We start from the raw sequence: 25,875 nt of genomic DNA, 5'->3' as shown, positions 1-25,875 counted from the left end.
CTCACCGGGCCGTCAGGATCAGGACGAGCGCCAGCACGGCCACGGCCGCCACGCCGTACCCGAACAGCGCGGCGAGGGCGGGCGGTGGGAGGGGCTCGGAGGTGCGCAGGGCGTGCTGGACCCGGCGCCAGCGCGGGTAGGCCATGGCCGCGGCCAGCGCCGACAGGGACACCAGGACGACCGCGAGCAGCGTCCGCATCCAGGGCACGAAGACGTCCGGCGAGACGGCCGCCATGGCGACGCCGCCCGCGGTCAGCGCGAGCGACGTGCTCAGCCAGGTCAGGAAGGTGCGTTCGTTGGCCAGCGTGAACCGGGGATCCGGTTCCTTCCCGGGGGTCTCCATGGACCGACGCTATTTCAGCGACATTTCCCCTAGAGAAGCTGGGATTGCTCCTCTAGGGAAACCGGGATCGCCCGGGGGCCTCAGCAGGCGCTGGTGAGCTGCTCCGCCCACTTCACCCCGTCGGCGGCGACCTTCTGCGCCGCGTCGACCGCGTCGTTGGCGTTCTGCACGTTGATGGCCTCCAGGCTGCCCGCCACGCCGTCGGCCGCCTCCTTGAGGGAGGTGTTGGCGGCCTTGTCGGCCACGTCGCCCAGCTTGGCGGCTCCGTCGTTCAGCGCCTTCTCCATCCCGGCGGGGTCGTTGAGCAGGCCGGCGACCTTCGCCATGGTGTCGGTGACGATGCCCGCGGCCTGGATGCACTGCTGGGCCCGGTCGACGCCCTGGCTCACCTCCTGGATCTCGGCGCACCCGGTGGTCAGGAGGGCGGCGGCCAGGGCGGAGGCGGCGAGGGAGACGGTTCGTCGCGGAAGGGCTCTCATGTCCCGACTCTACCCAACGGGCGGTACGGTGCGGCGTGCCCGCGGCGGCCCGCCGAACCGTGCGGCGGGCCGCACCGGCCGTACGATGATCGTGATACCACCGAGGGGGACGACCATGCCGACCTGCCAGCACCTCACCGAGACCCAGGACCCGCCCGCGCGCACACCCGAGGGTTGCGAGGAGTGCCTCGCCGCCGGGAGCGGCTGGGTGCACCTGCGCCGCTGCCTGTCCTGCGGCCACGTCGGCTGCTGCGACTCCTCGCCGGGCAGGCACGCCACCGCCCACTTCAACCAGGCCGGCCACCCGGTCATCTCCTCGTTCGAGCCGGGCGAGACCTGGCGCTGGTGCTATGTCGACCAGGTCGTCGGCTGAGCCCGGCCCCTCCCGTCCCCGGTGGAGGGCCCGGCGGGCGGCCGCCGCCGGATCCTCCCGGCGGAGCGGACGGTCCCTCCCACCGGGAGGATCCGCAGGCCGTTCACGCAAGCGACGTTGCCGGCATGGCAAGCTGGCGGACATGGACGACGACCTCGACCAGGCGCTCGACGCGGTCGGACCCCGGCTGCGCGCGCTGCGCCGGCAGCGCGAGACCACGCTGGCCGATCTGTCGGCGGCGACCGGCATCTCGGTGAGCACCCTGTCCCGGCTGGAGTCCGGCACCCGCCGGCCGACCCTCGAGCTCCTGCTCCCCCTGGCCAGAGCCCACGGCGTCACGCTCGACGAGCTCGTCGGCGCGCCGCCCACCGGAGATCCGCGCATCCACCTGCGCCCGGTCAACCGCCATGGCATGATCATGGTGCCCCTGACCCGCAGGACCGGCGGCATCCAGGCGTTCAAGCTCGTGATCCCAGCCGACGGCCGTCGCAGGGAGCCCGATCCGCAGACCCACGAGGGCTACGAGTGGCTCTACGTCCTCAACGGGCGGCTCCGGGTCGTCCTCGGCGAGCAGGACCTGGTCCTGTCCCCCGGCGAGGCGGCCGAGTTCGACACCCGCATCCCGCACTGGTTCGGCGCCGCCGACGCCGAACCGGTCGAGTTCCTCAGCCTGTTCGGCGCGCAGGGCGAACGCGCGCACCTGCGCGCCCGCCCCCGGAGGAGCGGGGAATGACCCCGGGCGTCCCGTACTCCGGAGGACGGTCCGGGTGACCCCGGGCGTCCCGTGCTCCGGAGGACGGTCCGGGTGACCGGCCGGGATCGGCGGGGCGGACCGGTCAGTCCCGCTCCAGGGTGGCCTCTTCGAAGTCGAGCTCGTGCATGACCCGGCGGAGCACCTCGTCGTCGATGCGGCGCTCGTCGCGGAGGCGCACGAACACCTCGCGCTCGGCGGCCAGCATCTCCCTGCGCAGCCGCCGGTAGACCGTGCCGGGCGTGTCCGCACCGCCCGGGCCGGTGCCTCCGCCCAGGCGCTCCCAGGCGCTCAGGGTACGGCGCTCGGCCCGCAGCCTGAGCTGCTCCACGACCTCCCGATGGACGTCGGCGACCCCGTCCGCCACCAGCTCGTCCAGCCGGGCGAGAGCGGCCGCGGCCGCCGCCTGCTGCGCACCCGCCTCCGCCAGGTCGTCGGCGAAGGCCTCCCGCTCGTTGGAGACCCCCAGCCGCCGGATCAGCGCGGGGAACGACAGTCCCTGCAGCAGGAGCGTGCCGATCACCACCGTGAAGGTGAGGAACAGCAGCGTGGCCCGCCCAGGGAAGTCCTCCGGGACGGCGAAGGCCGCGGCCAGGGAGACCACGCCGCGCATCCCGGCCCAGCCGACGATCGTGATGTGCTGCCAGGAGGGCGCCTCGGGTTCGCGGCGGCGGACCCCCCGGAACAGGAGCCTCGGCAGGTAGGTGGCGGGCACCACCCAGACGCCCCGGACCAGCACGGCGGCGGCGAACACGGCCAGCGCGGTGCCGACCGGCTCCAGCGGCTCGGACCAGTCGAGCGCGCTGACGATCGGCCACATCTGCAGGCCGATCAGCGCGAAGACGACCGACTCCAGGAAGAAGTCCATGACCTTCCAGACCGCGCCGGACAGCAGGCGGGTGCCGAAGCCGCTCCGCGGCAGGCGGTGGCCGATGTACAGGCCGACGACCACCACCGCGACCACCCCGGAGGTGTGCGCGAGCTCGGCGGTGAGGTAGACCCCGAAGGGGGTAAGCAGCATCACGGTGTTCTCGACGAGCGCGTCCCCGAGCGCCCTGAGGACCTTCGACAGCAGCCACGCGAGCACCAGGCCGATCGCCGCGCCGCCCGCCGCCGCGTAGGCGAACTGGCCGACCGCGCCCAGCCAGGTGATCCCCTGTCCCAGCGCGGCGGCGACCGCCACCCGGTAGGCGGTGAGCGCGGTGGCGTCGTTGAACAGGCTCTCCCCCACCAGGATGGTGATCACCTTGCGGGGCAGTCCCAGTCTGCGGGCCACCGCGACCGCGGCGACCGCGTCGGGCGGCGCCACGATCGCCCCCAGCGCGAAGGCCGCCGCCAGCGGCAGATCCGGCAGGAGCAGGTGGGTGACCCAGCCGATGACCAGTGTGCTGAACAGCACCAGCCCCACCGAGAGCAGCGCGACCGGCCTGCGGACGGCCTTGAGCCCCAGGTAGGAGCTGTCGATCGCGGCGGAGTAGAGGAGCGGCGGGAGGAAGACCAGCAGGACGATCTCAGGGTCGAGCGCGTACTCCGGCACGAGCGGTGAGAGCACCAGCCCGGCCAGGACCAGCAGCAGCGGCGCGGGCCATCCCCGGCGCCGGGACACGGCGGCCACCGCGACCGCGGCGACCGGCACGACCAGCAGCTGCAGTGCGATCGACTGGTCCATCCCACCCCTCCCGTCCGAAGACCCGGGAAGGGAGCCTAGCCTCCCGGCCTCCGCCGGTGGCGGGCCGGGAGGCGGGGCACGTCACCAGTCGCGGCGCACGTCGTCGTAGCCCTGCTCGGGGCGGAGCCGCTCCCCCGTGGAGTGCGGCGCGTCCGGGTGGGCGCGGGGCGCCGGCGGCTGCCCGTGCTGCTGCTCGGCCTGCTGGGCGCGCAGGTTCAGCGGGTCGCCGGGATCGTACGGTTGCTCGTACGGCTGGTCGTAGGCCGGCGGCGTGCTGTACAGGTCGCGCAGGTCCGCCGGGTGCCCGCCCGGCGGGGCCTGCCGTTCCGGAGCGGGCTGCGGCCGGTTCCCGAACGCGTAGGGATCGGGCTGGGCCGGAGCGGGATAGCCGTAGGGGTCGGGCTGGTGTCCCACCGGCGGGATGCCGTAGGGGTCGGTGGAGTGCGCCTGGGAGGGGTAGGCGGCGTCGGGATGCGACGGCGGGAACCTGTCGGCGGGCGGGGCGAAGGGGTCGGCGGCCTGCCGGTGGGAGTGCGGCGCCGCGAACGGGTCCGCCCCCTGCTGGGGGGCCGGGGTGAACAGGTCGGGCTGCGGGACCTGCTGCGCGTAGGGATCGGGCTGCGCCGGGGTGAAGACGTCGGGCTGCCGGCCCGCGGCGAAGGGGTCGGCGGCCTGCCGGTGGGAGTGCGGCGCCGCGAACGGGTCCGTCGCCGGCCGGGACGCCGGGGGGAACGGGTCGGGCTGCGGGACCTGCTGCGCGTAGGGATCGGGCTGCGCGTAGGGATCGGGCTGCGCGTAGGGATCGGGCTGCGCGTAGGGATCGGGCTGCGCGGGGTACGGCGGCTCGCCCGGCTGGGGCGCTCCGTAGGGGAGCGAGTCACCGACGATCATGTTCTCCGGCGGCACCACATCGGTCGCGCCGTACCCCGGGACGCGGTCCGGGACCGCGTCCGGCGGGGGGACCGCGCCCCGTGCCACGAGCACGTCGTTGGGCCCCAGCGCCGGCGGGCGCGGCTCCTCCGGCAGGACGCCCTGGGTGGCGACCGGGTCGGCGTAATGGGGCGGGGTGACCTGGGTGGCGACCGGGTCGGCGTAGTGCGGCGGGGTGACCTGGGTGGCGGCCGGGTCGGCGTAGTGCGGAGGCGGGGCCGGCTGGGCGTAGTCCTCCGGGCGCGGCCGGGCGTACTGCCCGGTGCCGGGGAGCTCCGTGTGCCCGGCGTGCTCCGGGTGGCCCCCCGCCGGGGCGTCCTCCCCGACCTCGTCGGGATAGCGGCCCCCGGCCTCGACGAACCCCTCGTCGAGGGTGTCCACCAGGCGGGCCACGTCGTCCATGGGCATGCGGAAACTGGCGGTGCACATCTCGCCGCGCCAGAGGCTCAGCACCAGCGTGCCGTCGTGCCAGGTGACCCGGAGCACCCGCTCCTGGCCACGCTCGTCAAAGAACACCTCGCCGAACGACGGCAACGGGACAACTTCCGACATGGATGACATGGTGCTTTAACCAGCCTTTATTCGTCCACTCGACCTCGGGAAACCCTACCGAATCCGTCTTTCCATCCCCATCTTCAGCCCCGCGCACACCGGGAGGACGGTCCTGTCCGGTCCTTCACGTACGCGCAGCGGTGGTTCCGCCAGTTTGCCATGCGAGACGAACGCCGCGGTCCGGAACGCCGGGACGAGTCCGCTCGGTGACTCTCCGGAGCCAGGCCCGGTTGTCGGAGCGAGCGGGTACGGTTGGCTGTCGTGCCGACCGACTCCCTCAGCCCCGCCGAGAGCCCCGCCGAGAGCCCTGCCCCGAGCCCTGCCCTGAACCTGGACGAGAGCTCCGCCGAGAGCCCTGCGGGAACCCGCGCGGAGCGCCGCTCCGGGACCTCGGACGCGAAGACCTCGAAGGCTCCCAGGGGCGCGAAGAGCCCGAAGGCCCCCGCGGGCGCCGACCTGCCCCCGGTCGAGGAGCTGCTCGCCCTGGCGGTGAAGGCCGTCGGCGGGGTCGAGCGCCCCGGCCAGCTCGCGATGGCCCGGGCCGTCCAGCGGGCCGTCGACTCCGGCGACCACCTGGCCGTCCAGGCCGGCACCGGCACCGGCAAGTCCCTGGCCTACCTGATCCCCTCGATCCGGCACGCGATGACCTCCGAGGGCGCCGTCGTCGTCTCCACCGCGACGATCGCCCTGCAGCGCCAGCTCGTGGACCGCGACCTGCCCCGCCTGGCCGAGGCGCTCGCCCCGCTGCTGCCCGCCGAGCCCACGTTCGCGATCCTCAAGGGCCGCCGCAACTACCTGTGCCGCTACAAGGCGAGCGCGGGCTGGCCCGACGACGAGCAGGACCAGCTCTTCGATCCCGGCGAGGTGAGCCTGACCGGGCGGATGGTCCAGCGCATCCAGGACTGGGCGGACGAGACCGAGACCGGCGACCGCGACGAGCTGGTCCCCGGCGTCAACGAGCAGGCCTGGCGGCAGTTCTCGGTGAGCTCCCGGGAGTGCCTGGGCGCGCAGCGCTGCCCCAGCGGCACGGAGTGCTTCGCCGAGCTGGCCCGCGGCCGCGCCGCCGAGTCGAACGTCGTGGTGACCAACCACGCTCTGCTGGCCATCGACGCCATGGAGGACATCCCGCTCCTGCCCGAGCACGACGTCGTGGTGGTCGACGAGGCCCACGAGCTGGTCGACCGGGTCACCTCCGTGGTCACCGGCGAGCTGTCGGAGAACACCGTCTCGCTGGCCGTGCGGCGGGTCGGGCGCCTGGTCGAGCAGGGCATCGCCGACCGGCTCCTGCAGGCGGGAGAGGACCTCAAGGCCCTGCTCGCGGTCGCGCCGCCCGGACGGCTCGACGAACTGCCCCAGGTGCTCGGCCTGACGCTCGCCCTGATCCGCGACGCGGCGTCGGCCTGCGTCACCGCGCTGGGCCCGCGCGGCGCGAGCGACAAGGACGATCCGGAGAGCGCCGGGCTGCGCAAGGCGGCCTTCACCGCGCTGGACGAGGTCCACGACACCGCCCAGCGCATGCTGGACGCCTTCGGCCACGCCGAGGAGGTCGACCGGGCCGAGGTGGTCTGGCTGGACGGGGCCACCGACCGCCGTCCCCCGACCCTGCGGATCGCCCCGCTGACCGTCGCCGGGATGCTCCGCGACAAGCTGTTCGGCGACCGCACGGTGGTGCTGACCTCCGCCACCCTCGCCCTGGGCGGCGCCTTCGACGGACTGGCCCGCCAGTGGGGCCTGAGCACCGCCGACGGCGACCGGTCCGGCTGGTCCGGCCTGGACGTCGGCTCCCCCTTCGACCACCCCCGCAGCGGCATCCTCTACGTCGCCGAGCACCTGCCCCAGCCGGGCCGCGACGGCCTGCCGGAGGCCTACCTGGAGGAGATCACCGAGCTGATCGAGGCGGCCGGGGGCCGGACCCTCGGCCTGTTCTCCTCGATGCGCGCGGCGAAGGCCGCCACCGAGGCGCTGCGCGACCGGCTGAGCGTGCCGCTGCTCTGCCAGGGCGACGACTCCACGATGCAGCTGGTCAAACGGTTCGCCGAGGACGAGCCGACCTGCCTGTTCGGCACGCTCTCGCTCTGGCAGGGCGTGGACGTGCCCGGGCCGTCGCTCCGGCTGGTCATCATCGACCGCATCCCCTTCCCCCGCCCCGACGACCCGCTGAGCTCCGCCCGGCAGCGCCACGTCGCGGCCAAGGGCGGCAACGGCTTCATGTCGGTCGCCGCCACGCACGCCGCCCTGCTGCTCGCCCAGGGCGCCGGCCGCCTGCTGCGCAGCCAGCACGACAAGGGCGTGGTCGCGGTCCTCGATCCCCGGCTGGCCACCGCCCGCTACGCCGGCTTCCTGCGCGCCTCCCTGCCGCCCTTCTGGCCCACGAACGACCCGGCCAAGGTCCGCGAGGCGCTCCGCCGGCTGTCCGCGTCCTGACCCGTCGCGGATCCCGTCGTCCGCCCGCGGCGGGTCCCGCCGCCCTTCCGCGTCCAGGCCCCGTCGCGGGCCGCCGCGCGGCGCTCCTCCGCCCGCCCCGGCCCCGGCCTTCCCCGGCCGTCCCCCGCGGTCGGCGTCCCCGGCCGGGGCGCCCGGACGTCAGGCGAAGGGCTTCAGGTCCGGCCGCTTGGGGTCGAGGTCGTCGCCGGAGGAGCGGCCGCGCAGGCGGCGCAGCACCCACGGGCCGAGGTGGGTGCGGACCCACTGGACGTCCTCGCGGCGCTTGATCCGGGGATCGACGTTCTCCCGGGGCGGCCAGGTGAACCGCCAGTCGTCGTCGCAGGGCACGCCGAGCACCTCGCACACCTTGGCGGCCACCATCCGGTGACCTTCCTCGTTCATGTGCAGGCGGTCGTCGCTCCACGCCCGCCAGTCCCGCAGGCCCTGCATCGACCACTGGTCGACCAGGCGGCAGCCGTACAGGTCGGCGATGGAGCGGACGTGCAGGTAGAAGACCGCGAAGGTGCCGCGGGCGCGGCGCATCAGCGGGGTGTCGCGCGGGTCCACCCCGGTGAACAGCAGCACCTCGGCCCCGGTGGCCCGCAGCCGCCGTACGGCTCCCGCGAGCTTCTTGGCCATCCGGTCCGGGTCGCTGCCCGGGCGGAGCAGGTCGTTGCCGCCGGCGCAGAAGCTGACCAGGTCGGGGCGCATCTCGACGGCGACCGGCACCTGGTCGGCGACGACCTGGTCGATGAGCTTGCCGCGCACGGCGAGGTTGGCGTAGCGGAACTCCGGGTCGAGCGCGGCCAGGCGCTCGGCCACCCGGTCGGCCCAGCCGCGGAAGCGCCCGCTCTCGACCGGCAGGCCGGAGGCGTCCACGGCCGGGTGCACGGCCGGGTCGTTCATGCCCTCGGTGAAGCTGTCGCCGAGCGCGACGAAGGACCTGTAGCGCGTCATGGTGATCCTCCGGTCCGGTTCAGGCCAGGTCGGCGACGGCCCGCAGCGCCAGCACGTAGGAGGCGAGGCCGAACCCGGCGATCGTCCCGGTGGCGACGGCGGCGACCACCGAGGTGTGCCGGAACTCCTCGCGCGCGGCCGGGTTGGAGATGTGCACCTCGACCAGGGGCGCGGTGCGCTGGGCGATGGCGTCGCGCAGCGCGTAGGAGTAGTGGGTGAACGCCGCGGGGTTCAGCACCACCGGGACCTTGCCGTCGGCCGCCTCGTGCAGCCAGCCCACCAGCTCGGCCTCGTCGTCGGTCTGCCTGACCTCCACCGACAGGCCCAGCTCCCGGCCGGTCTGCCGGCAGAGCGCGGCCAGGTCGGCGAAGGTCTCCGCGCCGTAGACGTCCGGCTCGCGGGTGCCGAGCCGCGACAGGTTGGGGCCGTTGAGAACGTAGACGGTCCTCATCTGCTCGTCACACTCCTCACTCGCGGCGCGGGCGGGCGTCCCGCCCCGCCGTACCGGGTCCGCCGCCCCGCTCACCTGGCGATCTCGTTGTAGGCGGCCTCCAGCAGGGCCTCCGGCGGGTCCTCCAGAGCGGACACCTTCGCCAGGTCGTCCAGGACGACGAAGCGCAGCGTGGCGCCCCGGCTCTTCTTGTCCAGCCGCATGTGGTCGCGGAGCTCGGGCCAGGCCTCCCGGCGGTAGGCCGTGGGCAGGCCGACCGCGGTCAGGATCGCGCGGGTCCGGTCCACCAGGTCGATGCCGATCCGGCCGTCCAGGCGGGACAGCTCGGCGGCGTAGACCATGCCGATGGCGACGGCCTCGCCGTGGCGCATCCGGTAGTCCTCGACCCGCTCGATGGCGTGCGCCAGCGTGTGGCCGTAGTTGAGGATCTCCCGCAGGCCGCTCTCGCGCAGGTCGGCGCCGACGACCCGGGCCTTGACCCGGATCTTCCGCTCGATCAGCTCGCGGGTGTGCCGCCCGTCGGGGTGGCGGGCGCCCTCGGGGTCGGCCTCGATGAGCGCCAGGATCTCCGGGTCGGCGATGAAGCCGCCCTTGACGATCTCCGCGAGCCCGCCGACGTAGTCGGCGCGGGGCACCGTCACCAGCGTGGCCAGGTCGCACAGGACGCCGGCGGGCGGGTGGAAGGAGCCGACGAGGTTCTTGCCCTCGGGGGTGTTGATGCCGGTCTTGCCGCCGACCGCGGCGTCCACCATGCCGAGCAGGGTGGTCGGGACCTGCACCACCTTGACGCCGCGCAGCCAGGTGGCGGCGGCGAACCCGGCCAGGTCGGTGGTGGCTCCGCCGCCGACGCCGACCACGGCGTCGGAGCGGGTCATGCCGTGGCGGCCGAAGGCCGACCAGAGCGCGGCGGCCACCTCGGCCGTCTTGGCCTGCTCGGCGTCGGGCACGGGGAGCCGGACGACCTCGTAGCCGGCCGTCTCGATCGCGCCGCAGACGGGCCGGGCGATCTCCGGCAGGCCCTCCGGGTGCACGACCGCGACGGTGCGGACCCGGGGCCCGAGCAGGCCGGGCAGTTCGCCGAGGATCCCGGTGCCCACCACGACGTCGTACGGGGACTCCCCGCCGACGCTGATCCTGGTGATCGTCACGCCAGTCCCTTCACGATCTCGTCGACGACCTCGGCGGGCTCGCGCTCGTCCGTGGCGACCGTCACGGCGGCCAGCGCCTCGTAGACCGGGCGGCGGGCGTCCATCAGCTTCTTCAGCTGGCTGCGCGGGTTGAAGACCAGCAGCGGCCGGGCCGAGCCCAGGCCCACCCGGGTCACCGCCTGCGCCAGGCCGACCTCCAGGTAGACGACGCGGTGGCCGGCCAGCAGCCCGCGGGTCGCCTCGTCCAGGACCGCGCCGCCGCCCAGGGAGAGCACGCCGTCGTGCTCGGCCAGCGCCCGCCGTACGGCCTCGGCCTCCAGTTCGCGGAAGCGCTCCTCGCCGTCCTCGACGAAGATGTCGCTCACCGGCTTGCCCGCCGCGGCCTCCACGTCGGCGTCGGTGTCGCGGAAGGCGACGCCGAGCCGCTCGGCCAGCAGCCTGCCCACGGTCGACTTGCCCGACCCGGGAGCACCGATCAGTACGGCGCGCGGTCCCATCACAGCCCTCGTTCCGCTCTCTCGCTCGTTCGATCCGGTCACCTGACCGGCCACCGACTATTTGATCACCAGTGACGACAGGTAGCCCGACAGGTTGCGGGCGACCTCCTCGACGGAGTCGCCGCCGAACTTCTCGATCGCGGCGTCGGCCAGGACCAGCGCGACCATCGCCTCGGCGACGATCGCAGCGGCCGGGACCGCGCAGACGTCGGAGCGCTCGTGGTGGGCGCGGGCCGCCTCGCCGGTCAGCACGTCGATCGTGGCCAGCGCGCGCGGCACGGTGGAGATCGGCTTCATCGCGGCGCTGACGCGCAGCGCCTCGCCGTTGGTCATGCCGCCCTCGACGCCGCCGGCCCGGTTGGTGATCCGGCGCACGCCGTCGGAGGTGTTCTCGATCTCGTCGTGGGCCCGGGAGCCGGGGCGGCGGGCGGTCTCGAAGCCGTCGCCGACGGCGACGCCCTTGATCGCCTGGATGCCCATCAGCGCGGCGGCGAGGCGGGCGTCGAGGCGGCGGTCCCAGTGGGTGTAGCTGCCCAGGCCCGGCGGGAGGCCGTAGGCGATCACCTCGACGACGCCGCCGAGGGTGTCGCCGTCCTTGTGGGCCCTGTCGATCTCGGCGACCATCGCGGCGCTGCCGGCCGGGTCGGCGCAGCGCACCGGGTCGGCGTCGACGGCGTCCATGTCGCCGGGGCCCGGCACGACGCCCTCGGTGGTCTGCGCCGAGCCGATGGAGACGACGTGGCTGACGATGTCGACGCCGAGGGCCTGCTTGAGGAAGCCCCTGGCGACCTGGCCGAGGGCGACGCGGGCGGCGGTCTCGCGGGCGCTGGCCCGGTCGAGCACCGGGCGGGCGTCGTCGAAGCCGTACTTCTGCATGCCGGCGAGGTCGGCGTGGCCGGGGCGGGGGCGGGAGCGCGGCGCGTTGCGGGCCTGGCCCTCCAGCACCGCCGGGTCCACCGGGTCGGCGGCCATGACGGTCTCCCACTTGGGCCACTCGGTGTTGCCCACGCGGATCGCGACGGGGCTGCCGAGCGTGCGGCCGTGCCGTACGCCGCCGACGATCGTGACCAGGTCCTGCTCGAACTTCATCCGGGCGCCGCGGCCGTAGCCCAGGCGGCGCCTGGCCAGCGCCCTGTCGATGTCGGCCGTCGTCACCTCCACCCCGGCGGGCAGTCCTTCGAGGATCGCGACGAGTTCGGGGCCGTGGGACTCTCCGGCGGTCAACCAGCGCAACATGGGGACCAGTCTTCCACGTGTCGCCCACTGGAATGGCCGCAGCTCACCAGGTGAGACACCGGGCGGATCACCACGTATCCACGCTTCTGGAAACTTGATACTTCGAAATTCCGGATTATCGGTTAGCGTGGAGTCATGAACACCATCCTCAGCATCTCCCTGGCCGCCGCCCTGACCGCCCCGATGGCCGGCGCCGCCCTCCCTCCCACCTCCACTCCCGCTCCCACCTCCAGTCCCACTCCCACTCCCACTCCCACCGAGCTGAAGGACGCCGAGGCGGTGTTCGCCTACATGAAGGAGCATCCCGGCGACGTCGCGCTGGTGACCCGGGGCATCAGCCACAACGCAGGCCGCCTCTCCCCGGTGGCGTCGAGCATCAAGATCATTCACCTCGCCGCCTACGCCGACGCGGTCCGCCGGGGCCGGGCCGCGCCGGGCGAGCGCGTCCCGGTGGCCCTGTGGAACGCCTACCACGTGCCCGGCACCGACGGCGGCGCCCACGAGAGGGCGCTCAAGCGGCTCAAGGCGGGCGCGAGCGTCACGCTCGACCAGCTCGTCTCCGCCATGATCGAGGAGAGCGACAACGCCGCCGCCGACCTGCTCCGCGACCGCCTCGGCCCCGGCGAGCTGCGCCGGATCGCGCGGACCGGTGTCGGCACGATCAACGGCGAGATGCTGCGCGCCTTCGGCGGCTGCACGCTGTCCGCCGACGCCTGCCTGAAGCGGTACGTCAAGGCGGGCAGGCAGGTGACGCCCGCGCTGCCGGACTTCACCCGGCAGGCCGCCTGGGCCGAGACGGTGACCCGCGTCGAACCCGGCGTCCTGCGCCGGGTGCTCGCCGGGCTCAGGAAGGACGCGGTGGCGAGCAGGCACCTGGAGTGGCCGATGCGGCAGCCCGGCGCCGATCCCGCCCAGCTGCGCATCGGCACCAAGGGGGGCGCGCTGCCCGGCGTCGTCAGCGAGGCCATGTACACCGTCCGGCCCGGCGAGAAGCCGCGCGAGACCGTCCTGGTCCTGCACCGGCTCCCGGAGGCCACCTGGTACTCCGCGATGCGCAGCTATGCTCATCAGGAGTTCATCGTGCGGCTGGCGACCGACCCCGCCTTCTTCGCGAAGGTGCGCGCGGCGCTGAAGTGAGACAGCAGTGAGGCAGTGAGGTGAGGTTCCGCTGACCGGCGTCGACGACAGGCTCCAGGACCTCGAGGCGCGGGTCGCGGCCCTCGAGGCCCGGCTCGCCGCCCCCGCCGCGCGGGAGCCGGAGACGGCCGACGACGAGACCGGTCTGTTCACCTACGGCGGCCGGGCCCGGTTCGGCGGCTACGGGTGGGAGTGGGAGATGAACCGCTTCCCCGGCTGGCTGCTGCGCAGGCCGGCCGGGCCGCTGGCCGCCGTGCTGGCCGCCGCCGGGCACCCGGCGCGCTTCGAGATCCTGCAGCTGCTGGTCACCGGGCCCCGGCCCATCGCCGAACTGCAGACCGCGCTGGGGCTCGCCTCCCCCGGCCAGCTCTACCACCACCTCAAGACGCTGGCCTCGGCCGGGCTGGTCGAGCAGCCCGAGCGGGGCGTCTACCGGGTGCCGGCGCATGCGATCTTCCCCGTGCTGGCCCTGGCCGCCGCCGCCACCGACGTGGCCGAGCGCTCCGGCACGGAGCCCGGCTGACGGCGGGCATCAGGCGGCCGGCGGTTTCGGATCTCACCGCCACAGGCGTCCCGTCGGGGCTCCCATCCGTTCGGGCTCACCGCCACAGGCGTCCCGTCGAGGCTCCCGTCCGCCGGCGTCCGGGCCGCCGCGCCGCCCGCCGCCCTGTGCACCGGCACGGTTCCTCGCCCTGCGGGGGGCCTCCGCACCGGCCGCTCGCTAGCATCGGCGCATGACGCTTGAAGATCAGCTCGCGGCGCTCGCCGGGGCCGGGATCGGCCTCGCCCCCGGCAGGACCGTGGAGGAGCTGCTGCACTCGTTCCCCCGTGAGGCGTACGAGAGCGAGCCGTTCACCCTGCTGCTGTTCGTGCTGGGCATCGAGGTCGAGGCCGAGCCGTGGGGACGCCGGTTCTCCGAGCGCGTGTGGAACTTCGACACCGAGTGCGTCGACGGTCCCGGCGCCTACGTCGAGATCACCCGGCAGCTCTGCCGGATCGCGGGCCGCCCCGACGCGCTGACCGACGTGCGCGACCACGTCGACCTCGGCACCGGTCAGGCCTGGCTCGAGTACACCGCCGGCGGCCGGCGGCGGCGCTGGACCGTCGACGTCGTCGACGACTGGGCCGACCCGATGGTCGTCTCCTACCTGATGGACGAGCTGGAGGGCGACGGCCGCCGCTTCCACGGCATGGACAACGGCCAGGCGACGGTGCTGATGCTCCTCACCGAGGACGAGGCCCGCCGGCTGAACGGGCTCATCGGCGAGGAACTGATCGTCCCGGCCGTCCCGGCCTGACCGGAGGAAAACGCCCCTCCAATCTCTCCATACCTCAACCGGAGGTTTACCGATCACTATACTTCCGCCCATGGTCGAGGGAGAATGGGACATATACGTTGTCCATGAAGTACATGAGTGGATCTCACAGCTTGACGGGTCTGATCATTCTCGCGTCGTCCAGGCGATCGATGCCCTTGCCGAAGGAGGACCGGGCCTCGGCAGACCCCTGGTGGACACGATCACCAGCTCTACGATTCAGAACCTCAAGGAGCTACGACCCGGAACCGTGAGAGTCCTCTTCGTCTTCGACCCATGGCGATCGGCCATCCTGCTGGTGGCCGGCGACAAGGCGGGAAGATGGAACGACTGGCACAAAGAAGCCATCCCGCTGGCGGAAGAGCGCTACGAGATCTACCTGAAGGAACGAGCCCAAGAAGACGAGGAGGGGCGATGACAGGCTACGTGCGCTGGAGCGACGTTCGAGCAGAGCATGTCGAACGGGCCGGCGGCGAAGAAGCCGTGGAGGCGGGCAAGCAGGAACTGCTCGCTCAAGTGCGCGGGCACCGGCTTGCCGAAATCCGCCGATCTCGCGGTTTCACCCAGCAGGACGTCGCCGTCCGGATGGGCGTGACCAAGGGCCGGATCTCCCAGATCGAGCAGGGCAAGGTCTCCGGAAACGACGTCCTCGCACGTTACGCCATCGCCATCGGAGGACGCCTCCACCAATCGATCTACTTCGATGACGGGGACATCACGGCCATCGCGTAGAGAACATCCTCTTTCAGGAACGCCACAAGTCTGCCGAGAGTTGATGGGGCACCTCAGGCGGGACTCAACCCGATAACCGATCCTCGGGTGAGGCATTCGCAGTCGAGGCCGGTATCGCCCAGGCCGACCCGACCAGGTGCATGAGGAAGGACGGCGTCCGGCCTGCGGGCCGGGGACGGTTCAGAGCTCCAGGCGCCCCAGGCTCTCGCGGACCCGCACCGCCGCGGGGTGGCACGGGCCGTACAGGCGGGTGAGATCCTCGAGGAGGTCGGTGAGCGTACGGCGGGCGGCCTCGGCCTCGCCCCTGCCCTTCTCCAACTCGCCGATCTGCCGTCGCAGCTCCAGAGGCCTGGGATCGTCGGCCGGGTAAGCGCGCAGTTCGTCGGCGAGCAGTTCGTGCAGGACGCAGCCCAGGGCGTACAGGTCGCTCTGCGGTGAGAGCTTGGCGCGCGGACCTGTTCGGGCGGCGACTTCATGATCGTGGCGCCGACCCGCGAGGACCTGGACCGCGCCACCGAACTGGCCCGTCGGTTGGTGACCGCGCCGCTCGGCTGCGTCGATGCGACGGTCATCGCCATGGCCGAACCCCTGCACATCACGGATATGGCGACCACGGACGCGAAACTCATCGGCATGGCTGTCGGCGTCTCAAAGATCAAGTCGATCTCCTGGCTGTTCCAGTAGTTCTGCTCGCGGCACTCGACGATCTGGATCAGGCACTCCAACCTGTCATCGCGACGGACGGCGGCGGCCGGGAAGGCCACCGCCGTCCGTCGCGTCCGGCTCAAGGGAGCTTGACCGCCAGCAGGTCCACCGGGCGGATGTCCGGGGCCGCGCTCAGCATGGTCGGCGCCACCTCCATCAGCGCCGCGGCGATCCGGCCCTCCAGGTGGGCGGTACGCCCCTCCTCGTCGGCGAAGGTGTCGAAGACCCCGAAGGTGTTCGCGTCCAGCCGGAAGGCGAACCAGGCGAGGGTGTGGTCCTCCTGCCGGGCCAGTTCGAGCGCCTCGCCCAGCAGGGCCTCGACCTTGTCGGCGTACTCCGGCTTGGCCTCGATCCGGGCCAGCAGTCCGATCTTCATCGTGTGCTCCTCATCTCGGTGTCGGGAGGAATCTCGGTGTCAGCAGAAACCTAAGACCGCGCCGGTTCCGGCCCCAGCGGCGGAAACGACTTTGCCGGTACCGTTTCCGTCATGGATGTGGCGGTGCTGGCGTACGACGGCGTGTTCGACTCCGGGTTCGCGGCGATTCTGGACGTGCTGCAGGCGGCCGGCGCGATGCGCGAGGAGCTCCCGCAGCCGCCGCCCGCGTGGCGGGTGACCACGGTCGGCTTCGACCCGCAGGTCCGCACCGGTGCGGGGCATCTGGTGTCCTGCGCGCCGGTCGGCGAGGCCGGGCGGGCCGACCTGCTGATCGTGCCCGCGCTCGCCGAGCGCCGGCCCGGCGCCCTCCTCGCCGAGGCGGCCGGACCCGCGACGGCGGAGGTGCGGCGGCTGCTGGCCGAGTCCCGCGAGCGGGGCGTCTCGGTCGCCTCCGCCTGTACGGGCACCTTCCTGCTGGCCGAGTCCGGGGTGCTCGACGGGCGGCGGGCGACCACCAGCTGGTGGCTGGCACCGCATTTCCGGCCCCGCTATCCGAAGGTCACGCTCGACCAGACCCGCATGGTGACCGCCTCCGACGGCGTGATCACGGCGGGCGCGGCCTTCGGCCACGTCGACCTGGCCCTGGCGGTCGTGCGGATGAGCAGCCCCGCCCTGGCCGATCTCGTCGCCCGCTACCTGGTGGTCGACGAGCGGCCGTCGCAGTCGGCCTACACCATCCCCGGCGCGCTCGCCCAGCACGATCCGACCGTCGCCGCCTTCGAACGCTGGATCCGCGCGCGCCTGGACCAGCCGCTCAGCATCGCCGACGCCGCCGGTGCGCTCGGTGTCGGCGAGCGCACCCTCCAGCGGGCCGTACGCCGCGTCATGGGCACCTCGCCGGTGCGGTTCGTCCAGGATCTGCGCGTCGAGCAGGCCCGCCACCTGCTGCGCACCACCGACCTGTCCATGGAGTCCATCGCCCGCAGGGTCGGCTACGAGCATCCGGGCACGCTGCGCGTCCTGCTGCGCCGCCGTACCGGAAGCACGGTCGCGGATCTGCGCGGGCGGTGAACCGGGACCGTCGGCATCTCACCGGCGATGACCGCCGCCAATGGAATCTGCGACGGCCTATCCGGGTGCGCTCAGCCGAAGCGCAGCGCGGCGGCGGTCTCCACCAAACCGCCGCGCTCAAGCTGCTTGAGCACCTCGTCCAGCGTCTCCGGCGGATTGATCCGTTGGTCGGCTATCTGCTGAACGCACGAGAAGACGACTCTGTCAGCGATGTCCACGAGGTCCAGCAGGAACGCGTCCGGAGACTTGGCGACGATGCCCCACGGGTCCAACGCATCGGCGGGGAAGTCCGCGAGATTCGAGGTGACGATGACCTCCGCTCCGGCTTTGATCGCTGCAGCGAGTACGTGGCGGTCGTCCGGGTCCGGCAGTTTCAGCCCTTCGACCAGCGGCTCGAACCCGGTGACAAGGCAGTCCGCCACCGCTTGGAGCATGAGCGTCCGCAGACGTTCACGCTTCGCCTCTGTCGCGGCGGGACGCCTGGCGAGTGCACGGTCGAGCTCGTCAAGGATCTGATGGGTCCATCGGGGCTGTACGAGGCGTGCCCGACCCACTCGAATGAGCAGGTCCCGAACGGCGTTGCCGTACAGCGCGCAGGCGTCGTAGACGACCACCGGAGCCACGGATCAATCCTCGCCGAGCTCTTGTCCGAGGCGTGACAGTTCGTCGACCACGGCTCTGCGTTTGAGATCGTCATGGCGCATGTACTCCGTGACAGCCTCGAACCGGACCCGTCGATGGCGCCCGACGAGGCGATAGTCGATCTCACCGCGTTCGAGAAGACCGATGAGATACGGGCGGGAGACGTTGAGTAGGTCGGCGGCCTGCTGAGTCGTGAGTTCGGCGTTGAGCGGCATGATCTGGACGCCCTGTCCTCGTGCCATTGCTCCGAGGATGTACGCGAACATCTCCACCGCCTGACGCGGCAGCACCAGAGCCTGATCGCCACCGCCTTCGACGAGGATCTCGAATTCCTCGCTGTCGCTCGGACTGTGGACGAGGTAGTCGTTGATGCGTCGCAGCGCTCTGGCCGCCTTCTCGGGATCAACAGCTCCAGGCGACACCGAGCCGACCTGTGCGATAGAAGTCATCCCCACCTCCTATTCGCATTATTCGCATTACTCGATACAAACGCAAGGAGATGGGCCTCTGAGCGGAAAGATCTTCACCCCTGTCGGCAGAGTTCACGGACAGACCAACCGGTGTGGCGCCGGCGCCTCCGGGCCGCACAGGGCAGATCAGGGGACAGGACCCGCCAGGAGGACGGCGAACGCGCCGATGATCATGAACGGGCCGAAGGGGATCTCGCTCTTGCGGTTCGCGCGGCGGGCGAGCAGCAGCGCCCCGCCGTACAGGCCGCCCGCCAGGAAGCCCAGGAAAGCACCGGCGACCAGGACGTCCCAGCCGAACCAGCCCAGCGCCGTGCCCAGGCTCGCCGCGAGCTTGACGTCGCCCAGCCCCATGCCGGCCGGGTTGACCAGGAACAGCACCAGATAGAAGACGGCCAGCGCCAGGCCGCCCAGTCCGGCTCCCAGCAGGTCGTCCCACCGGCCGCCGGCCGCGGCGGCCACCGCGAGGGGGGCGGCGGTGCCGAGGTAGGCGGCGAGGGTGAACCGGTCGGGCAGCCGGTGGACGGCCGCATCGACGAAGGCCAGCAGGACGCAGACCGCGGCCAGCCAGCACAGGGCCAGCAGTTCCGCCGACCACGCCACGGCGGCGGCGGCCGCCGACCGGTCCGGGAGGGGCCCGCCCGCCACCGCCCGCAGGGCGAGCGCCCCCAGCGCCGCCGCCGTCAGCGCCTCCACCGCCAGCGGCGGCGGGCCGGGCCGTACGGCGCGACCGGGCTCGGGCCGTACGGCACGGGCGGCGGCGCCGGGTCCGGACCGGCGATCGGGCTCCGGCCCGGCTCCAGGCTCCGGGCCGGGTCCTGCTCCGGGCTCCGGGCCGGGTCCTGCTCCGGTTCGTCCTCCTTCGGGGACCGCGTACCGGACCACCAGGACACGGGACCGCAGTCCGATCAGCAGACCGGCGAGGGCCGCGAGGACGGGCACGAGGATCACCGACCGACCATAGCCCGGCGGGTCCTCCCTGTCCTGCGGCATCGGCTCACCGGGGGCGTGCGGCCTGCGGAGGACGGGGAACCCCGGCCGTCCCCCGGTCGTTGATCCACCTGACGTCGGAGGTCATTGACGTCCGTCGTGACGATCATGGAGTCTGGAGGCCACTCTTACCCCCGGGGAGGGCCGGATCACGTGGACAGGGACCGCTTCGCACGGCTGCCGGTCGTCATCGCGTCGCTGGTCCTGCTCCCCGTCCTGCTGGAGTTCCTCGCGTGGTACATCGAGGGCGAGGACTACGACACCGCCCGCGCCGTCACGGTCGTCGGGGTGATCGTGACGCTCGCCGCGATCGCCACGGTGCTCGGCCGGATCCGGGCCCGGCTCCCGGTGCTGATGGTGGCCGCGCTGACGGTCACCGCCGCGGGCGAGGCCGCGCTGGGGTTCGCCGCCGCGTTCGGCCCGGTGCTGTGGCGGGGCCGCGTCCCGGGCGAGCTGCACGGGCTCATCACCACGGGGGTCAGCGCGTTCGCCCTCACCACCGGCGTCTACCTGCTGATCCAGTACAACCGGGGCCTGTACCTGCCGTACCTGGAGGCCGGGATGGGCCCGCTGCCGACCGCCACCAAACGGAAGGTGATCGGCGAGTCGGAGATCCTGATCCGCACCGTGCCGGACGTCGGGCCGTCGGTGGAGAAGGCGCTCGGCAGCTGCGTCTCCATGCTCGACCAGGACGACCTGCACTTCGTCGCCTACTACGCCGGCGGGCGGTGCTGCTTCTACACCGACGTGCTCGACGACGCCGACCTGGCGCACTTCTTCCACGACACCGTCCAGGAGGAGCGCCGGGAGCTCTACCTGAAGGCCGGCAACCAGCTCAACTGGCTCACCGGCAGGCTCAACAACCAGTTCCGGCGGATCGAGGGCGGCATCCTCATCCGGACCGTGCTCGACGTCGAGCGCGGCGCGCTGTACCTGTACTGGGTCGACGAGACCCGCTACCTGGTCGGGGTGACGCTCGACCAGCGCAAGGTGGACGTCGCCGACGACAAGATGGCCCGGCTGGTGGACATGATCCGCGGCCACTTCACCCTTCCCCCGATCAACCAGCGCGAGCGGCCCCCGAAGCCCGGGGGCCACCTGCGGTCCGTCCAGAGGAGTGAGCATTGGCCCGAATCGGGCTCCTGATCGCCGTCGTCGCCGCCGGCTGGCTGGCCGCCGAGCTCGGCGGGCTGGACGGCCTGGAGCACTCCTCCGCCTACGTGCTGTTCAGCAGCCTGCTGCTGGCCATCGGCCTGTACGGCAGCACGCACGGCATCGACCGGGCCGAGGCCAGGGAGCACACCCGGCTGATCGTGCTGGCGGTCACGGTCGGGGTGGTGCTGAAGACGGCGTTCATCGCCGGGGTGGTCTACCTCGTCTCGGGTGATCCGCGCGCCCTGATCATGGCGGTGGTGGTCGCCCAGATCGACCCGCTCTCGGTCGCCTCCGTGATGAAGGACGACCGGCTCTCCGCGCGGGCCAAGACGATCCTCGGCGCGTGGTCGTCCTTCGACGACCCGGTGACGATCATCCTGGCGGTCTACGCGGCGGCGCTGGTCCGGGGCTCGGGCGAGGGCGGCCTGTCCGCGGACTACTTCGCCGACCTGGGGCTGAACGCGCTGTTCGCGCTGGTCGCCTACCTGGTGTGGCGGCTGGTCAGGAACGCCCCGCCGGTGCTGAGCTACCTGGCGGCGGCCGGCGCGGTCGTGTCGGCCGCGTGGAGCTCCCTCATGCTGGGCCTGGCGGCGGCGGGCCTGTATCTGCGGCTGCCGGACTCGCGCTGGCTGCTGCGGGCGGTGAGCGCGGCGTTCGCGCTCTCGGCGTTCCTGATGGGGCTGCTGCTGGTGGGCGGCACGAGCCTCGGCATGGGCGTGCTGCTCGGCCTGGCCGCGTTCGCCGCGCAGATGGTCGCGGCGCTGGTGCTCACCCGCGGCCTTCCGGTGGTCGACCGGGTGCACCTGGGGCTGGCCCAGCAGAACGGCGTCACCGCGGTGATCCTCGCCCTGGTCTTCGAACGCGACTTCGGCGGTTTCGTCGCCGTGGTCGCTCCGGCGATCCTGACGATCAACCTCGTCCACGTCGTGGCCAACCGAGCCGCCGACGCCTGGGGGCCGGGGCGGGAGGCTCGGGGGCCTGTGCCATCCGCGCCACGGTGACCCCGCTGTCGGGGCCCAGCTGATCGAGGGTCCCGGACCGCACGGCGGCGAACGCGGCGAGCACGCCGCCCTCGATCACGAACGGCACCGGCCCGGCGACGTCGACCACCACGGCGGCGGCACCCTCGGCCGCGGCGGCCTGGCAGACCTGGGGCGTCGTGGACTGGATGGGGCGGGCGTCCTGGCGCCAGAGCCGCAGCGGCTCGGCCCCGGTGAAGGCGAGCACCGCCTCCCGGCCGTCCCTGCCGACGAGCTTCGGCAGGGCCATCTCGCTCTCCTTCTCCTGCCGCAGGCCGTGCTCGCCGACCTCCGAGGAGGTCAGCAGCGCGACCACCGGGACCAGGAGCCGGGCGCCGCTCAGCGCGGCGATCACCTCGGCCGCGCCGGCCGTGCCCGCGGCGTGGGCGGCGAGCGCGGACGCCACGGCGGCGTCGGAGCCGCCGTCGTCTCCGGGGACCAGGGGTTGCGGAATGGTCGGCACGAACATTCACCCTACCGGCGGCGTCATAAGGACCGGGACGCGCGGTTCCGGCGTCCCGGTCGGACCGGGACGCCCACCCTGTGCGCCCGGGACGGGGGCGGGCGACGATGCCCCTCGACGGAGGAGACGGAAGTTGACATCCTCCTCCGCCGGAAGGCGGAGGATTCCAACCTGATCCCTGAGGAGGGAACCATGTTGAGGTTCGCGGTTCGCCGGCTGGGCAACCCCGAAGCCTCCCCGCGCAGCCACCCCATGCCCTGGGGCGGTCGTACTGGTGGTGGCTTGGTTATCGCCACCGCGCGAGACGTTACCAGAACGCGGCGCTCGGGGGTCCCGATTCCTCCCCGGTCTGAAGCCCGGGGCCTCCTCCGGAGGATCTGGTGAGAACGATGCTGGACACGGTCGGAAGCGGCAACCGAACCGGCGAGCCGCAGGTCACTCGGGCCGCCCGCTACGCGGTCGAGGCCCTGTTCTTCGGCGGGACCCTCGCCGTCATCTACGCGCTCTGGAGCTGACGCGCCGCACGCCGTACGGCGGGCGGCCGGCGGAGGGCGGCGGGCGGCGGGCGGAGGGCGGCGGGAGTGCCCGGCCCGGGGCAGGACCGGGCCGGGCGGCGTTCGCCTGCGTCCTCACTGTCAGCCGAGGTCGGCGATGGCGGCCACCGGGCCGCCGCCGCTGGGGCCCTGGTGGACCGCGGCGACGCTGACGAAGACGGCGGGGTCGCCGGTGACGCTGGCCGCGACACCGCCGACGGTGGCCTTGATCTGGCGGTGCCAGTGCACGTCGGAGTCGTCGAGCATGATGTTGCGGCGGCCCCGGACGCTGCCGGAGGGGTCGGCCTCGCACTTCATGAAGACGTTGACCAGGCGGCCCTTCAGGTCGGACGGGTGCGGGCGCTCGGGCAGGTCGATGCCGCTGGAGCGGATCGCCTCCCAGATGCCGTCGGCGTCCAGCGCGTCCTTCATGACCGAGTGGCCGATACGGTAGCGCCCGCCGATGCCGCGGACGTTGCCGACGACGACGATCTGGGCCCGGTCGAGCTCGACGCCGCTGGAGCAGGACGCCACGGAGGAGTACAGCGACAGGTCCCGGTGGATCTGGTCGGCCCGGGGCATCTCGATCTCACCGAGGGCGACGGCGATGCCGAGCGCGGTGGTGGAGTTGGAGATGTCCATGGACGGGCCGGTGTCCTCGGTCACCACGTCCCTGCCGCGCGACTTGGCGTCGTTGATGGTGGCCAGGGTCAGCAGCGGCGTCTTGGTCTGCACGTAGTGCACGTCGGCGGGGTCGTCGATCCCGGCGGCCTTCATGGCCTCGCGCACCCCGGCGGCGACCTTCTCCACCATGGCGGGGCGGCCGATGTCCTCGGGCAGGATGACGTCGCTCATCGCGATCCCGACGCTGAGGCGCGGCTCGTCGCCCGGTGCGGCGTCCGGACCGGGGTCCGTCGTGGCGAAGATCGTGGCGTGCGGGCTGAGCACGCCGTCGGTGCCGCCGGACCACACCAGCGGCACGCTGTCGGGGGCCGGGTGGCCCTTGGCGGCGAGCACCTCGCGGAAGGCCCGGTCGGCGAGGATGCGGGTGTAGTCGTTCACCCCGCCGTTGCCCTCGGTCTTGCCGATCACCGCGAGCACCCGGTGCGCCTCGATCACCCCGTCGTCGATCAGCCTCTCCAGCCCGGAGGCGTCGGTCACGCTCTCGATGGCCACCTTGCGCACTTCGATCGGTTCCGGCATCCCGGCCGCCTTTCCGTCCTAGGGTTTCACTTTCGCACCACGGTTCCGGTCTCCCCGGCGACCGCCGCTCCGATGCCCTCCAGCGAGGTGATCACCGCCCGGTCGCCGCCGTGCTCGACGAAGCGCAGGGCGGCCTCCACCTTCGGGCCCATGCTGCCCCCGGCGAAGTGGCCGGCCGTCTGCAGCTCCCGGAGGCCGGCGGCGGTGACCGCGCCGATCGGGCGGGCGGCGGGCGTGCCGAAGCCGGTCCAGGCGCAGGGCACGTCGGTGGCGATCACCAGGGTGGCCGCCCGGACGGTCCGGGCCAGCAGGGCGGCGGCGAGGTCCTTGTCGATCACGGCCTCGACTCCGGCCAGCCGCCCGGAAGGGGTGCGGACCACCGGCACTCCCCCGCCGCCCGCCGCCACGACGACGAACCCGGCGGCCATCAGCGCCGCCACCGCGGGCGCGTCCAGGATCTGCAGCGGTTCCGGGGAGGCGACCACCCGGCGCCAGCCGCGCTCGAAGCGGCGCCAGGTCTGGCCGAGCACTTCGAACCGGCGGGCCTCGTCCTCGGTGAAGTAGCGGCCGATCGGCTTGACCGGATCGGTGAAGGCGGGGTCTGCGGGGTCGACGAGCGTGCGGGTCACCACGACGGCGGCCCGGCCCTCCAGGGCGTTGAGGACGAGCGTGCCGATCGTGGCCTGGGTCTGCGCGCCGCACCAGTCGAGCGGCACCGGCGGCACGATGTCGGCGGCGAGCTGGTTCTTCAGCACCAGGTTGCCGACCTGGGGGCCGTTGCCGTGGGTGAGGACCACCTGGTGGCCGGCCGCGAGCAGCGCCGCGACGTGGCCCATCGCCCCCTCGACCGCACGGCGCTGGTCATCCGGGGAGGCGCTCCCGTCCGAGGCCGTCATGGCGTTGCCGCCGAGCGCGATCAGCACACGTTCACCCACAGGGGCGACGGTAGCCGCCCGCCGGGCACCGGCTCATGGGCACTCGTTGCCCAAGGAACCGGTGTTCTTCGACAGGACTCGCCACCCCGGCCGGCGCCACCGCTCCGGCACCCACCGCTCCGGCCGGCACCAGCGCTTCGGCACTCGCCCGCCGTCCCGGGCGGCCTCACCGCCTCCCGCCGGTGGCCGCGCCGCCCCGGGCGGGGACGGCCTCTCAGGGCGACCCGCAGCGGCGGCACCCGCCCCGCCTGCGCAGGTGGTACCCGAGCGTGGCGACACCGAGCGCGACGGCCCACAGGGGCCAGTACGCCATCGGGTTGACCAGCCAGGCGGCCGGGTCGCCCCAGTCGGTGATGCGCACCATCATGGCGCCGGCCGACGCCAGCACGAGCGTGACCAGCGAGGCGAAGCCGACGGGGAAGGCCGGGGGCACCCGCCTGCCGGCCAGCCCCACCACCCAGCGGGGCCAGACCTCCCCCCAGCGCTGCGTCAGCCCGAGCGAGAGGATCCCGCCGAGCACCGCCAGCGTCGCCAGAGCCGCCCCTCCCCAGACCAGTCCGCTGCGGTGCAGCCCCTCGACCTCCCGCTCGGAGATCAGCAGCGGGACGCCCAGCGCCCACGCCCACCGCACCACGGCGTAGAGCAGCGGCACGACGAAGGCGACGTACGCCGCCCGGCGGCCCCACCGCCCCGCCGAGGCGGGGCTCGCCCAGCCGGCGGCCCGGCCCTCCACCCGGCCGCAGCCCTCGCAGGCGCCCCGGGTGCGCCGCTGGAACGCCAGCGCCGCGGCACCCCACAGCACTCCGCCGGCCAGGCAGACCAGCATGTTCAGCACCGGCCACGGCAGCGCGACCTCGAAGTAGTCCACGTCGGGCCAGCCCCACGGCGCCCCGATCAGGGCGATCGGCGCGTAGGCCAGCGCGAGCAGGACCCGTCCGTCGGGGACGAGCGCGGCCAGCGTGAAGGCGACCGCCCACGCGGGGGCGAGCACCACGGCGCGGAGGGCACCGCGCGGCCGTACCAGAGCGAGGAGCAGTGCCAGCAGTGCGCCCGCGGCTCCGAGGACCGCGATGGCGGGGGCGGTCCCCGCCGCGGTCGCCGAGCCGAGGAGCGACTCCGCACGCGCGTCGGGGACGTCCCCCTCCCCGAAGGGGAATCCGGGCCCGCCGCGCGACCACCACAGCCCGAGCGCGCCGTATCCGAGCGACCACGCGCCCGCCGCGGGCGCCGCCCACCGGGTCCATCGGGCCTCTGTCCGAGTGAGTGTCGTGTTCAGTGGCATGTTCACGGCGACAAGCCTGGTCCGGGGCCGGGCTTGTCG

At 73.2% G+C, this 25,875-nt stretch carries 31 protein-coding genes; 13 read left to right on the top strand and 18 right to left on the bottom strand.

Features of this window, described 5'->3' with window-relative positions; translation table 11 throughout:
• Position 1 precedes the first annotated feature (1 nt).
• Positions 2–343: a YidH family protein gene (locus tag IEZ06_RS06230; RefSeq protein ID WP_068895740.1), complete on the bottom strand. Its 342-nt coding sequence runs from the start codon at positions 341–343 to the stop codon at positions 2–4.
• A gap of 80 nt (positions 344–423) precedes the next feature.
• Positions 424–822: a DUF8711 family protein gene (locus IEZ06_RS06225; RefSeq protein ID WP_068895742.1), complete on the bottom strand. Its 399-nt coding sequence runs from the start codon at positions 820–822 to the stop codon at positions 424–426.
• A gap of 115 nt (positions 823–937) precedes the next feature.
• On the opposite strand from IEZ06_RS06225, the gene IEZ06_RS06220 reads away from it, so the two are divergent.
• A complete protein-coding gene (locus IEZ06_RS06220; RefSeq protein WP_189235686.1) occupies positions 938–1,195 on the top strand; it encodes a ubiquitin carboxyl-terminal hydrolase 14 in 258 nt (85 codons plus the stop codon).
• A 142-nt stretch (positions 1,196–1,337) separates the two neighbouring features.
• Positions 1,338–1,928 (top strand): helix-turn-helix domain-containing protein, encoded by a 591-nt coding sequence (locus IEZ06_RS06215; RefSeq protein WP_189235685.1) that lies wholly within the window; start codon positions 1,338–1,340, stop codon positions 1,926–1,928.
• A gap of 103 nt (positions 1,929–2,031) precedes the next feature.
• Here the strand turns inward: IEZ06_RS06215 and IEZ06_RS06210 are convergent, their stop codons facing one another.
• Together IEZ06_RS06210 and IEZ06_RS06205 are read right to left on the bottom strand one after the other, a co-directional pair.
• Positions 2,032–3,615 carry a Na+/H+ antiporter gene (locus IEZ06_RS06210; RefSeq protein ID WP_189235684.1) on the bottom strand — a complete coding sequence of 528 codons (1,584 nt, stop codon included), beginning with the start codon at positions 3,613–3,615 and terminating at the stop codon, positions 2,032–2,034.
• Between the two features lie 81 nt (positions 3,616–3,696).
• Complete coding sequence (locus tag IEZ06_RS06205; protein ID WP_189235683.1) at positions 3,697–5,097, bottom strand: hypothetical protein; 1,401 nt, start codon at positions 5,095–5,097, stop codon at positions 3,697–3,699.
• A gap of 456 nt (positions 5,098–5,553) precedes the next feature.
• Between IEZ06_RS06205 and IEZ06_RS06200 the strand changes: the two genes are divergently transcribed.
• Complete coding sequence (locus IEZ06_RS06200) at positions 5,554–7,521, top strand: ATP-dependent DNA helicase (RefSeq protein ID WP_189235863.1); 1,968 nt, start codon at positions 5,554–5,556, stop codon at positions 7,519–7,521.
• A 159-nt stretch (positions 7,522–7,680) separates the two neighbouring features.
• Here IEZ06_RS06200 and IEZ06_RS06195 read toward each other — a convergent pair whose 3' ends face one another.
• The 5 genes from IEZ06_RS06195 to aroC form a co-directional block, all read right to left on the bottom strand.
• Positions 7,681–8,478, bottom strand: a complete 798-nt coding sequence (locus tag IEZ06_RS06195) for an SGNH/GDSL hydrolase family protein (protein WP_189235682.1) — start codon at positions 8,476–8,478, stop codon at positions 7,681–7,683.
• Between the two features lie 19 nt (positions 8,479–8,497).
• Positions 8,498–8,929 (bottom strand): type II 3-dehydroquinate dehydratase, encoded by a 432-nt coding sequence (gene aroQ, locus IEZ06_RS06190; RefSeq protein ID WP_189235862.1) that lies wholly within the window; start codon positions 8,927–8,929, stop codon positions 8,498–8,500.
• A 71-nt stretch (positions 8,930–9,000) separates the two neighbouring features.
• Positions 9,001–10,077: a 3-dehydroquinate synthase gene (gene aroB, locus IEZ06_RS06185; protein WP_189235681.1), complete on the bottom strand. Its 1,077-nt coding sequence runs from the start codon at positions 10,075–10,077 to the stop codon at positions 9,001–9,003.
• The gene (locus IEZ06_RS06180) at positions 10,074–10,574 is read right to left on the bottom strand and encodes a shikimate kinase (RefSeq protein WP_189235680.1); all 501 of its coding nucleotides are present in this window, start codon (positions 10,572–10,574) and stop codon (positions 10,074–10,076) included. Before IEZ06_RS06180 ends, aroB begins: the two co-directional genes overlap by 4 nt.
• 57 nt (positions 10,575–10,631) lie before the next feature.
• Entirely contained in the window at positions 10,632–11,810 is a 1,179-nt protein-coding gene (gene aroC / locus IEZ06_RS06175) for a chorismate synthase (protein WP_203871768.1), read from the bottom strand.
• Positions 11,811–11,945: 135 nt separating this feature from the next.
• Between aroC and IEZ06_RS06170 the strand changes: the two genes are divergently transcribed.
• From IEZ06_RS06170 to IEZ06_RS06150, 5 genes are all read left to right on the top strand, one after another.
• Entirely contained in the window at positions 11,946–12,947 is a 1,002-nt protein-coding gene (locus IEZ06_RS06170) for a serine hydrolase (RefSeq protein WP_189235679.1), read from the top strand.
• A 199-nt stretch (positions 12,948–13,146) separates the two neighbouring features.
• A complete protein-coding gene (locus IEZ06_RS06165) occupies positions 13,147–13,470 on the top strand; it encodes an ArsR/SmtB family transcription factor (protein WP_203871769.1) in 324 nt (107 codons plus the stop codon).
• Between the two features lie 211 nt (positions 13,471–13,681).
• Positions 13,682–14,245, top strand: coding sequence for a hypothetical protein (locus tag IEZ06_RS06160; RefSeq protein WP_189235678.1), 564 nt, complete (start codon positions 13,682–13,684; stop codon positions 14,243–14,245).
• 70 nt (positions 14,246–14,315) lie between these two features.
• Entirely contained in the window at positions 14,316–14,681 is a 366-nt protein-coding gene (locus IEZ06_RS06155) for a type II toxin-antitoxin system RelE/ParE family toxin (protein ID WP_189235677.1), read from the top strand.
• Positions 14,678–14,995: a helix-turn-helix domain-containing protein gene (locus IEZ06_RS06150; protein WP_189235676.1), complete on the top strand. Its 318-nt coding sequence runs from the start codon at positions 14,678–14,680 to the stop codon at positions 14,993–14,995. The genes IEZ06_RS06155 and IEZ06_RS06150 overlap by 4 nt, the downstream gene beginning before the upstream one ends.
• Before the next feature lie 180 nt (positions 14,996–15,175).
• Here IEZ06_RS06150 and IEZ06_RS06145 read toward each other — a convergent pair whose 3' ends face one another.
• Entirely contained in the window at positions 15,176–15,313 is a 138-nt protein-coding gene (locus IEZ06_RS06145; RefSeq protein WP_189235675.1) for a hypothetical protein, read from the bottom strand.
• A gap of 156 nt (positions 15,314–15,469) precedes the next feature.
• On the opposite strand from IEZ06_RS06145, the gene IEZ06_RS06140 reads away from it, so the two are divergent.
• Positions 15,470–15,679 (top strand): hypothetical protein, encoded by a 210-nt coding sequence (locus IEZ06_RS06140; protein WP_189235674.1) that lies wholly within the window; start codon positions 15,470–15,472, stop codon positions 15,677–15,679.
• A gap of 100 nt (positions 15,680–15,779) precedes the next feature.
• Here the strand turns inward: IEZ06_RS06140 and IEZ06_RS06135 are convergent, their stop codons facing one another.
• Positions 15,780–16,076, bottom strand: coding sequence for a putative quinol monooxygenase (locus IEZ06_RS06135; protein WP_189235673.1), 297 nt, complete (start codon positions 16,074–16,076; stop codon positions 15,780–15,782).
• Positions 16,077–16,187: 111 nt separating this feature from the next.
• On the opposite strand from IEZ06_RS06135, the gene IEZ06_RS06130 reads away from it, so the two are divergent.
• On the top strand, positions 16,188–17,147 hold the full coding sequence (locus tag IEZ06_RS06130) for a GlxA family transcriptional regulator (RefSeq protein WP_189235672.1): 960 nt from the start codon (positions 16,188–16,190) through the stop codon (positions 17,145–17,147).
• Between the two features lie 71 nt (positions 17,148–17,218).
• Here the strand turns inward: IEZ06_RS06130 and IEZ06_RS06125 are convergent, their stop codons facing one another.
• The 3 genes from IEZ06_RS06125 to IEZ06_RS06115 form a co-directional block, all read right to left on the bottom strand.
• Positions 17,219–17,770: a PIN domain-containing protein gene (locus IEZ06_RS06125; protein WP_189235671.1), complete on the bottom strand. Its 552-nt coding sequence runs from the start codon at positions 17,768–17,770 to the stop codon at positions 17,219–17,221.
• A 3-nt stretch (positions 17,771–17,773) separates the two neighbouring features.
• Positions 17,774–18,238, bottom strand: coding sequence for an excisionase family DNA-binding protein (locus IEZ06_RS06120; protein WP_189235670.1), 465 nt, complete (start codon positions 18,236–18,238; stop codon positions 17,774–17,776).
• 147 nt (positions 18,239–18,385) lie between these two features.
• Positions 18,386–19,207 carry a prepilin peptidase gene (locus IEZ06_RS06115; RefSeq protein WP_229797826.1) on the bottom strand — a complete coding sequence of 274 codons (822 nt, stop codon included), beginning with the start codon at positions 19,205–19,207 and terminating at the stop codon, positions 18,386–18,388.
• A gap of 192 nt (positions 19,208–19,399) precedes the next feature.
• Between IEZ06_RS06115 and IEZ06_RS06110 the strand changes: the two genes are divergently transcribed.
• Together IEZ06_RS06110 and IEZ06_RS06105 are read left to right on the top strand one after the other, a co-directional pair.
• Positions 19,400–20,392: a hypothetical protein gene (locus tag IEZ06_RS06110; RefSeq protein WP_189235668.1), complete on the top strand. Its 993-nt coding sequence runs from the start codon at positions 19,400–19,402 to the stop codon at positions 20,390–20,392.
• Entirely contained in the window at positions 20,371–21,402 is a 1,032-nt protein-coding gene (locus IEZ06_RS06105) for a cation:proton antiporter (RefSeq protein WP_189235667.1), read from the top strand. Before IEZ06_RS06110 ends, IEZ06_RS06105 begins: the two co-directional genes overlap by 22 nt.
• Here IEZ06_RS06105 and IEZ06_RS06100 read toward each other — a convergent pair.
• A complete protein-coding gene (locus IEZ06_RS06100; RefSeq protein ID WP_189235666.1) occupies positions 21,311–21,883 on the bottom strand; it encodes an SseB family protein in 573 nt (190 codons plus the stop codon). The two genes, IEZ06_RS06105 and IEZ06_RS06100, sit on opposite strands and share 92 nt — an antisense overlap.
• A gap of 380 nt (positions 21,884–22,263) precedes the next feature.
• Here IEZ06_RS06100 and IEZ06_RS37105 point away from each other — a divergent pair, with 380 nt between their 5' ends.
• Positions 22,264–22,398: a hypothetical protein gene (locus IEZ06_RS37105; protein WP_268245581.1), complete on the top strand. Its 135-nt coding sequence runs from the start codon at positions 22,264–22,266 to the stop codon at positions 22,396–22,398.
• 120 nt (positions 22,399–22,518) lie between these two features.
• Here the strand turns inward: IEZ06_RS37105 and bar are convergent, their stop codons facing one another.
• From bar to IEZ06_RS06085, 3 genes are all read right to left on the bottom strand, one after another.
• Positions 22,519–23,619, bottom strand: a complete 1,101-nt coding sequence (gene bar, locus IEZ06_RS06095; protein WP_189235665.1) for a barbiturase — start codon at positions 23,617–23,619, stop codon at positions 22,519–22,521.
• A 26-nt stretch (positions 23,620–23,645) separates the two neighbouring features.
• Positions 23,646–24,554 carry a carbamate kinase gene (locus IEZ06_RS06090; RefSeq protein WP_189235664.1) on the bottom strand — a complete coding sequence of 303 codons (909 nt, stop codon included), beginning with the start codon at positions 24,552–24,554 and terminating at the stop codon, positions 23,646–23,648.
• Positions 24,555–24,768: 214 nt separating this feature from the next.
• Entirely contained in the window at positions 24,769–25,842 is a 1,074-nt protein-coding gene (locus tag IEZ06_RS06085) for a hypothetical protein (RefSeq protein WP_203871770.1), read from the bottom strand.
• Between the last annotated feature and the right edge of the window lie 33 nt (positions 25,843–25,875).

It is taken from the genome of Planomonospora antibiotica (genome assembly GCF_014647955.1).
GTDB classification, from domain to species: Bacteria; Actinomycetota; Actinomycetes; order Streptosporangiales; family Streptosporangiaceae; genus Planomonospora; species Planomonospora parontospora.
This window is presented reverse-complemented; position numbering and strand designations above follow the sequence as displayed.